Annotated in this window: 7 protein-coding genes; 4 read left to right on the forward strand and 3 right to left on the reverse strand. The window is 70.2% G+C overall.

Annotation, left to right across the window (positions count from 1 at the left end):
- The first annotated feature begins 2 nt into the window (after positions 1–2).
- From gtfA to IT780_RS40470, 3 genes are read left to right on the forward strand one after another with little or no spacing between them, the layout of a single operon-like run.
- Entirely contained in the window at positions 3–1496 is a 1494-nt protein-coding gene (gene gtfA, locus IT780_RS40460) for a sucrose phosphorylase (RefSeq protein WP_199517192.1), read from the forward strand.
- Positions 1493–2338 (forward strand): SGNH/GDSL hydrolase family protein, encoded by an 846-nt coding sequence (locus tag IT780_RS40465; protein ID WP_199517193.1) that lies wholly within the window; start codon positions 1493–1495, stop codon positions 2336–2338. Before gtfA ends, IT780_RS40465 begins: the two co-directional genes overlap by 4 nt.
- The gene (locus IT780_RS40470) at positions 2335–2766 is read left to right on the forward strand and encodes an HIT family protein (RefSeq protein WP_199517194.1); all 432 of its coding nucleotides are present in this window, start codon (positions 2335–2337) and stop codon (positions 2764–2766) included. Before IT780_RS40465 ends, IT780_RS40470 begins: the two co-directional genes overlap by 4 nt.
- A 46-nt stretch (positions 2767–2812) precedes the next feature.
- On the opposite strand, the gene IT780_RS40475 is transcribed toward IT780_RS40470, so the two are convergent.
- From IT780_RS40475 to IT780_RS40485, 3 genes are all read right to left on the reverse strand, one after another.
- A complete protein-coding gene (locus tag IT780_RS40475) occupies positions 2813–4054 on the reverse strand; it encodes a CE1 family esterase (RefSeq protein WP_199517203.1) in 1242 nt (413 codons plus the stop codon).
- A gap of 120 nt (positions 4055–4174) precedes the next feature.
- On the reverse strand, positions 4175–5851 hold the full coding sequence (locus IT780_RS40480; RefSeq protein WP_199517205.1) for a family 43 glycosylhydrolase: 1677 nt from the start codon (positions 5849–5851) through the stop codon (positions 4175–4177).
- Between the two features lie 56 nt (positions 5852–5907).
- Positions 5908–7896: a family 43 glycosylhydrolase gene (locus IT780_RS40485; protein ID WP_199517195.1), complete on the reverse strand. Its 1989-nt coding sequence runs from the start codon at positions 7894–7896 to the stop codon at positions 5908–5910.
- Between the two features lie 210 nt (positions 7897–8106).
- Here IT780_RS40485 and IT780_RS40490 point away from each other — a divergent pair.
- On the forward strand, positions 8107–9161 hold a 1055-nt coding region (locus IT780_RS40490), incomplete at its 3' end, for a non-reducing end alpha-L-arabinofuranosidase family hydrolase (protein WP_199517196.1).

Consider the following 9161-nt stretch of genomic DNA (forward strand, 5'->3'; position numbering starts at 1 on the left):
ACATGGACGCTCCACACCTGATCGCGTACGCCGACCGGCTCGGCGGATCGCTGCAAGCGCTCACCGGCCTGCTGCGCGGCCCGCTGGACGGCGTCTTCGGCGGCGTCCACGTGCTGCCGTTCTTCCGCCCGTACGACGGCGCGGACGCCGGCTTCGACCCGGAGGACCACACCGAACCCGACCCGCGGCTCGGCAGCTGGGCGGACGTCGGCGAGCTCGCGCGGACGCACACCGTGATGACCGACGTCATCGTCAACCACATGTCGGTCCGCGCCGGGGCCTTCCAGGACGTGATCGCCCGAGGCGACGACTCGCCGTACCGTGGCATGTTCCTGACCTTGGGCTCGGTCTTCCCGGACGGCGCCACCGAGGCGGAACTCGCCGCGATCTACCGGCCCCGGCCCGGCCTGCCGTTCACGACGATGATCCTCGGTGGACGGCCCCGGCTGGTGTGGACGACCTTCACCCCGGAGCAGGTGGATCTGGACGTCCGCGACCCCGGCACCTGGGAGTACCTGACGGGCATCATCGACCGGCTCACCGGCGCCGGCGTCACGATGCTGCGGCTGGACGCCGTCGGGTACGTCGGCAAGCAGGCCGGCACGACGTGTTTCATGACCGACAGGACGCACGCCTTCATCCGGCGGCTGCGCGCGTACGCGAACGAGCACGGCGCCCGGGTCCTGCTCGAGATGCACGGCCACTACCGCCAGCAGCTCGACCTCGCACCCACCGTCGACCTGGTCTACGACTTCGCCCTGCCGCCGCTCGTCCTGCACGCCCTGCACGCGCGTGACGCCCGGCCGCTGGCGCGCTGGCTGGCCGTCCGTCCGCCGAACCTGGTCACCGTGCTGGACACGCACGACGGCATCGGCATCGTGGACGTGGGCGCCAGTGCGCTCCTGCCGGGCGAGCCCGGGCTGCTGGCCCCGGACCAGATCCACGCGCTGGTCGAGGCGGTGCACGACGCGAGCGGCGGCGCCAGCCGGCTCGCCACCGGGACGGCCGCCGGCAACCTGGACCTTTACCAGGTGAACTGCACGTTCTACGACGCGCTCGGCGGGGACGACCGCCGGTATCTCCTGGCGCGCCTGATACAGCTGTTCCTGCCCGGCATCCCACAGATCTACTACGTCGGTCTGCTCGCCGGCCGCAACGACGTGGAGCTGCTGCGGCGTACGGGAGTGGGACGCGACGTCAACCGGCACCACTACGCTCCGGGCGAGGCCGAGCAGGAGCTGGGCCGCCCGGTCGTCCGGGCCCAGCTCGCCGCGATCCGCCTGCGCGCCCACCACCCGGCCTTCCAGGGGTCCTTCGAGCACGAGTGCTCCGGCACCACCATCGCCCTCCGGTGGCGGCACGGCAGCACGTCGGCGGCCCTGCACGTCGACGTCGGGGATCTGTCCCACCGGCTCACGTGGGAGGCGGAGGGCGCAGTGGACGGCACCGATGACGTGCTGACGCTCGCGGACCGCGGCGACCGGTGGCGCGCGTGACCGTGGAGCGCCCATTCACCGACGCGGAACGCCGCCATTTCCTGCGCTACACCCGTACCCGGTCGTGGCCGATGCTGCAGCGCTACCCCGTGGGCGACGACCTGCACGCCGAGTTGCTGGCCCGCATGCTGTCGACCAGCCCCGAGAGCATCAGCACCCTGATCCGTTCGCTGCGTGACGAGGCGGAGGCGGCAGCGGCGCGGTTGCTGACCGGCAGCGACTACCGGGACGCCCTCGCCGCCCTGCCGTTCCGGCCGGACGACCGCATCGTCGCGGTCGGCGACTCGATCACCGCGGACCGCCTCGGCTGGTTCGACGTACTCGCCGCGTCGTTCGCCCTCGCGGGCGCGCCCGCGCCCACCCTGGTCAACCTGGGCGTCAGCGGCGACACCACCGCGGACGTGCTGGAACGCTTCGACCTGGTGCAGGCGTCCCGGCCGAGCCGGGTCCTGCTGATGCTGGGCACCAACGACGCCCGCGCCCACGGCCCCGGCGGCGGCCACCGCATGGCGACGATCCACGAGACGGAACGCAACCTGCGTGCGCTCGTCCAGCTCGTCACGCGGGACCTGAGGACGCCGATCACCGTGCTGACGCCGTCCGTTGTGGACCAGGACCGCATCGACGGATACTTCCGGGACGGCCCGGTGCGATGGGACGCCACCGCGGTGGCGGAGGTGGCGGGCATCGTCCGCAAGGTCGTGCCGGACGCCGTCGACCTGTACGGGGCCACGCAGACGGCCGGAGCCGATGTCCTGGAGGAGGATGGCGTGCACCCGTCACCGGCCGGCCAGCAGCTCATCCTGCGGCGCGTCCTCCATCACCTCGGAGCTGACCGATGAACCGTAGGGGATGCGTCTTCTGCGCCGTCGTGGCGCGTCAGGCCGAGGCCAGCATCGCGTACGAGGACGAGACGGTCGTCGCCTTCATGGATCTGAACCCGGTCACGCGCGGCCATCTTCTCGTCGTGCCACGGGTGCACGCGGTGGGCCTCGAGGACCTCGACAAGGCCACGAGCTCCCACGTCTGGTCCGTCGGTCACGATCTGGCCCGGGCACTGCGACGCTCGAGCCTGGGGTGCGAGGGGATCAACGTGTTTCTCTGCGACGGCGAAGCCGCCTTCCAGACGGTTTTCCACTTCCACCTGCACGTCATCCCGCGCTACGCGGACGACGGCTGGGACTTCAGGGCGGAGTCGCCGCAACGCGAGAGGTCGCTGCTCGACAGCGACGCGCGGGCGATCAGGGACGCCATCGCGTCCACGCATTGACCGGCCGGCCACCGATGCGGTAGCCGGCCGGTCGGGTGCTGCCGGGTTACTGCGCGGCGCAGGCCAGGGCCGGCGTGGTCCCCGCGTTCCCGTTGACGAGCATGCCGAAGGTGGTTCCGGCACCGGGTGCCAGCGCGCCGTTGTACGACGCGTTGGTCACGGTGGCCGTACCGCCCGAGGTGCTCAGCGTGCCGTTCCACACCTGGCTGATCGTCTGCCCGGACGGCAGCGTCCAGCTGACCCGCCAGCCGGTCGTGGCCGCCGTACCCGTATTGGTCACCGTGGCGTCGGCCTGGAAGCCGCCCTGCCAGGTGTTGACGACCTTGAAGGTGGCGGTGCAGGCGCGGGGCTGGCCGGACGGCGGCGAGCTCGGCGGCGTGGAAGGCGGCGTGGACGGCGAGGACGGGGGCGTCGACGGCGAGGTGGGCGGCGTGCTGGTGCTGGGCAGCGCCGAGAAGAACCGCCAGATCTCACCGCCGGTCCACGTACGGGCACCGCTGGTGCTCGTGGTCCCGTCCACCGGCTCGGGGGTGTGATCGCCGTCGAACGCCGCCCAGGTCACCGGGTAGCCGGCGCGGCACCCCGAGTACGCGGTCACGATGTGGCTCAGGCTGCCCCGGGCCGGCTCCGGCGGGTTCTGCGACGTGCAGCCGTTGTTGCGGACGAAGGTGTCCCGCAGCTGGCGGCCGAGCGAGATGTCGAGAACGCTGTCATGCGTGCCGTGGATGCCGAGGTAGGCGACCGGCTGGGTGCCTCCGGAGCATCCGCTCAGGTTCGCGCCGGACATGACGGCGACCGCGCGGAACACCGTCGGGCGGGCGCAGGCGACGGCGTAGCTCATCGCCCCGCCGTAGCTCCAGCCGGTGGCGAACAGCTGCGACGTGTCGACACAGAGGTCGTTCTCGATCAGCGAGGTGAGCGCGTCGACGAGAGCCAGGTCCCGTCCGCCGGTGTTCGCCCACCCGTTGTCGATGCCCTGCGGCGCGACGAGGATCGCGCTGTTGTTCGACAGTTGCTGCTGCCCGTAGTACGCCCACACCGCGCCGGACGACCCGCCGGTCGCCACGTCCTGGGCGGTCCCGTTCAGCCAGTGGAAGGCGAAGATCAGCTTGTACGGCCGATTACGGTCGTAGCCGTCCGGGACGCGCAGGATGTACGTCCGGTTCTGCCCGCCGCTCGAGATCGTCCGGGTGCCGCTGGTCAGCGTCGGTGCCTTGCCACAGCCGGCCGTGGCAGCCGCGGCGGACGGCGCCGCGGCGGCGGTGCCACCGAGCACACCGGTCACCATCGCCGCGCCCAGCGCCAGCGCGGCGACGGCTGCGCCCACCGAGGAGGCGAGGCGGCGGACTCGATCGGAGGATGGGGATGACGTCCGTTGTCTGAGCACGGTGACTCCTGGGGATCGCGGTCAGGTGGTGGTGCAGGTGAGGGAGGGGGTGCCCGGGCTGCCGTTGGCGAGCAGCCCGAACGTGGTGGACGCACTCGCCGCCAGGGCGCCGTTGTACGACGCGTTGCCGACGGTCACGGTCGAGCCGCTGGTGCTGAGCGTGCCGTTCCAGACCTGGGAGATGCTCTGCCCGGCGGCCGTCCAGCTGACCCGCCATCCGTTCACCGGCGCGGATCCGGCCGTCACGGTGACCTCCGCCTGGAAGCCGCCGGACCAGGTGTTGGTGGTGCGGAAGGCCGCGCTGCACCCGGCGGTCGGCGGCGGGTCGGTCGGGGGCGGATCAGTCGGCGGCGGGTCGGTCGGCGGCGGGTCGGTCGGGGGCGTACCGGTGCGGGTGAACTGCCAGCGGTCGAGGTTGAACAGGCTGCCGCTGCCACCGGTGAACCGCAGGTACAGGTCGTGCGTGCCGGTGGCGGTCACCGGGCAGCTCACGCCGGTGTACGTCTGCCAGCCTCCGGTGCCGGGCACGGTGCAGGTCCCCGCGAGGGTGCCGGTCGTGCCGTCGAGCCGTACCTCGATGCGGCCGCCGGACGTGGCGGAGGCGGCCTGGGCGGTGAACGTCGACGCGCCAGTACCGAACGCGACGCCCTTGACCTTGATCCAGTCGCCGTTGTCGATGTAGCTGACCGCACGTCCGCTCGTGCCGAGGGCCTCGGTCTCCACACCGGACTCGAAGGCGATCGTCTCCGCCTCCTGCCGGACGTAAGGATCGAGCGTGCCGACCTGGGGTGCGCCGGCCGTCGTCATGGTGATGGTCGGGATCGTCCCGTCCGAGCGGTAGCTGAACTTCTCCACGGCGACCGAGCGGGTGTAGCCGCCACCGCCCGGCAGCGCCCCGTTGTGGTAGAAGAAGTACGAGTTCCCGGCGAAGTCGATGACGCCCGGATGGTTGGTGAAGCTGCTGCCCTGGGTGGGCATGACGGTGCCCCGGTAGGTCCACGGTCCGAGCGGCCCCGGCGCCGTCGAGTAGGCGATGAACTCCGAGCAGCACTTCGCGGCGTACACCAGGTAGTAGAGGTTGTTGCGTTTGTAGACCCAGGGGCCTTCCTCGAACAGGGTGGGCCGGTTGGCGTCCCCCGTACGCGTGCCGAAGCCGGCGGTTGTCAGCGCGATCTTCGCCGGGCTGCCGGAGTACGAGATCATGTCGGCGTTGAGCCGGACGTACCAGAGGTTGGGGTTGCCCCAGTAGAGGTACGCCTGCCCGTCGTCGTCGATGAACACGGTCGGGTCGATCTCGTTGGTCTCGACGAGTGGATGCCCGAGCGCGTCGCGGAAGGGTCCGGTGGGGCTGTCGGCGACCGCGACCCCGATGGCCATCCGGCCGGTGGCCTTCGTGGTCATGGGCACGTACCAGTAGAACTTGCCGTTGCGTTCGACGGCCTGCCCCGCCCAGGCGTTGCTGGCGGCCCAGCTGAAGTCGGACAGGTCGAGCGGTGAACCGTGGTCGGTCCAGTTGACCATGTCGGCGGACGACCAGACCCGCCACTCCTTCATCGTGAAGTACGTCGAGTTGTCCTCGTCGTGTCCGGTGTAGAGGTAGACCCGGCCGTTGTGCACCAGCGGGGCCGGATCCGCGGTGTAGATGGTCTGGACGATGGGGTTGTCGGCCCGGACCGGCAGCGGCGCCGCCAGGATCATGAGGACCGCGCCGAGCACGGAGAGCAGCGATGTCACGAGACGTCCCCGGGGCGGCGTCACGGCGTGGCCACCGAGAACTGGTTGACGGTGACCGCGCCGCCGAGGCTGCGCGTCGCGTAGTTGAAGATGCCGAAGCGGTAGCCCATGAAGAACTGCCAATCGTTGTTCAGCGTGAACGCCGGTCCGAGGGTGGTGAACGTGGTGCCGTCGGTGCTGTACGAGAAGCGCGCGGTGCGTCCGGATCCGGGCCGGATGTCGGCGTTGATCCGCAGCCAGATCCGGCCGCCGCTCACCGTGGCTCCGGCCTGTTCGGTGCCCGTACCGGTGGTGGTCCAGCCGCTGGTCGACATGGTGAGGCCGTTGGTCATCGAGACCCGGGTGGTGGAGCCGTCCTTGCGGATGCCGATCCAGGCTGAGGAGTCGCGCAGCATGGCCAGGCCGGTACGGTCCCCGTCGGCCATCGCCGAGTAGTCCAGCTGCACGGTCGCCGTGGACGACGGGCCCTGGATGCGGCGGGTCAGCGTGTTCCGGGCGTTGTAGAGGTCGTTGGTGACGGTGGCGGTCGACAGCCGCAGCCCGTTGTTGACCGTGACCTTGCTGGTGTCCGGGTTGTGGTTCCACTCGTACTGCTGGCCGAGCGTGGTGCCGGCGAACGAGTCCGAGCCGGTCATCGGCGTCAGCGGGTGCCAGGGCAGGTTCGGGCGCGGGTAGCTGGCGCCCCACCGGCCGTTGACGGTCTGCAGGACGGGCCAGCCGTCGCCGCTCCACGTGATGGGCGCGAGCGTCGGCATCCGGCCGCCGGGGTACGCGTCGGTGAAGGCCATGTACCACCAGTCACCGTTCTGGGTCTGCACGAGCCCGCCCTGGTGCGGCACCCCGCCGCCGCTGATCGGGCCGGGCAGGTTCAGCAGGACCTGGCGCTGCTCGTACGGTCCCCACGGGCTGGTCGAGCGCAGCACGTACTGGCCGTTGGCCGGCCGGGTGAGCCAGATGTAGTAGTAGTTGCCCCGCTTGTACATGCGGGAGCCCTCGAGGGTGCCGATGCTCGACGGGGTCTGGTACACCGTCTGGGCGCGGACCTGGGACGTGAGGTCGGACGAGAGCTGGGCCACGCTGATCGTGCCGTTGCCGTACGCGACGTACGGGGTGTCGTTGTCGAACAGCAGGCCGGCGTCGTAGTAGCAGTTGTTGATGCGGGCCTTCTTGCTCCAGCCACCGCTGACCGACGACGAGGTGTAGACGTACGTGCGGTTGAACTCCGTGCACCCGAGCCAGTAGTACGTGCTGTTGCTGGGCCGATAGTTGAAGGCCGAGGCCCAGATGCCCTTCACGTACGCCCGCCCGCCGCTCAGGTCGTACGCGGACGAGTCGAAGTCCAGCCGCGGCACCGAGTGGCCGGCGTACTCCCAGTTGACCAGGTCGTACGAGCGCAGGATCGGCGCGCCCGGCGAGTAGTGCATGGTCGAGGCGGAGTAGTAGTACACGTCCCCGACCCGGATGATGTCGCCGTCCGCGAAGTCCTGCCAGACCACGGGGTTGGTGAACGTGCTCGGCGCGGACGGGTCCGTCGGCGGCGGGTCCGACGGGGGCGGGTTGGACGGAGGCGGGCTCGACGGCGGGGTCGACGGGGCGGGCTCGCCGGTGCAGGCCACGCCGTTCAGGGTGAAGCCGGTCGGCGCCGGGTTGCCGGACGGGGACGCGCCGTTGAACCCGAAGGACACGTTCCCCCCGGTGGGCAGGGAGGCGTTGTACTCGGCGTTGGTCACGGTCACCTGCGAGCCGGACTGGGTGACCGAGCCGTTCCACAGCTGGGTGACGCTCTGCCCGGCGGTGAACGCCCAGCCGAGCCGCCAGCCGGTGATCGGGTCACCGAGGTTGTCGATGGTCACGGAGGCGCCGAAGCCGCCCTGCCACTGGTTGGTCACCGTGTACGTGACCCGGCAGGCGGCCGCGGCGCGGGCACTGGACCCGACCGAGATCCCGGCGACGCTGAGCGCCAGGGCGAGGCTCGCGGCGATCCACAGCCGCGGATGCGCGCGGTGCATCCTGATCTCCTTCGGGTCGGCACGGTGGGAGCGCTTCCACGTTGCCAGCAGATTTCGTGGCATTCAAGCTCATAGATACCGCGACCTATTGCGGGCGACCGGCATAACGGTTTTTCACCGGCTCTTACCGGAAATTGCATTCATTGAGTCTGTGGGAGCGCTCCCGTAGCATCCCGAATGCGCACGCCGTCATCCTGTCAGGAGATTTCTATGAGCAAACGGAAAGCGACTGTCCCCGTTCTGGTATCGACCGGCGTGACGATGCTGGCGGCCACGGCCGTCGCCGTCGCGATGCCGGCGGAGGCCGCCGCGGCGGGCTGCTCGGTGACCTACGCCGTGTCGTCGCAATGGCAGGGCGGGTTCAACGCCGACGTGTCGGTCAAGAACCTCGGCGACCCCGTGACGAGCTGGGCGCTGCGGTGGTCGTTCGGTGCCGGGCAGACGGTGGGCCAGGCGTGGAACGCCTCGGTGGCGCAGAGCGGCTCGGCGGTGACGGCGCAGAACGTGGCCTACAACGGCTCGATCGCGACCAACGGGACGGTGCCGTTCGGCTTCACCGGCTCCTGGACGGGCAGCAACCCCGTACCCACCACGTTCGCCCTGAACGGGGTGACCTGCACGGGCGGCACGACACCCACCACCCCGCCGACCTCGCCGCCGACGAGCCCGCCGCCGAGTGGTTCGTGCACGTTGCCGTCGTCGTACCGGTGGAGTTCCACGGGTGCGTTGGCGACGCCGCGGTCGGGGTGGGTGTCGTTGAAGGACTTCACGACGGTGCCGTACAACGGCCGGCATCTGGTGTACGCGACCACGCATGACACGGGTTCGAGTTGGGGGTCGATGAACTTCGGCCTGTTCACGAACTGGTCGGACATGGCCTCGGCCAGTCAGAACGCGATGAGCCAGGGCACGGTCGCGCCGACGTTGTTCTACTTCGCCCCGAAGAGCATCTGGGTGCTGGCGTACCAGTGGGGTCCGACGGCGTTCTCGTACAAGACGTCGACGGATCCGACGAACCCGAACGGGTGGTCGTCGGCGCAGACGTTGTTCACCGGCAGCATCTCGGGTTCGGGGACCGGCCCGATCGACCAGACGCTGATCGGCGACGGACAGAACATGTATCTGTTCTTCGCCGGGGACAACGGCAAGATCTACCGGGCCAGCATGCCGATCGGGAACTTCCCGGGCAGCTTCGGGTCGTCGTACACCACGATCATGAGTGACAGCACGAACAACCTGTTCGAGGCGCCGCAGGTGTACAAGGT

Source organism: Nucisporomicrobium flavum, assembly GCF_016464385.1.
Classification (GTDB): domain Bacteria; phylum Actinomycetota; class Actinomycetes; order Mycobacteriales; family Micromonosporaceae; genus Actinoplanes; species Actinoplanes flavus_A.

Coding starts and splice junctions, on each gene's coding strand:
- gtfA (WP_199517192.1), top strand. CDS start 3: ATGGACGCTCCACACCTGATCGCGTACGCCGACCGGCTCGGCGGATCG.
- IT780_RS40485 (WP_199517195.1), bottom strand. CDS start 7,896: ATGCACCGCGCGCATCCGCGGCTGTGGATCGCCGCGAGCCTCGCCCTG.
- IT780_RS40475 (WP_199517203.1), bottom strand. CDS start 4,054: ATGGTGACCGGTGTGCTCGGTGGCACCGCCGCCGCGGCGCCGTCCGCC.
- IT780_RS40470 (WP_199517194.1), top strand. CDS start 2,335: ATGAACCGTAGGGGATGCGTCTTCTGCGCCGTCGTGGCGCGTCAGGCC.
- IT780_RS40480 (WP_199517205.1), bottom strand. CDS start 5,851: ATGATCCTGGCGGCGCCGCTGCCGGTCCGGGCCGACAACCCCATCGTC.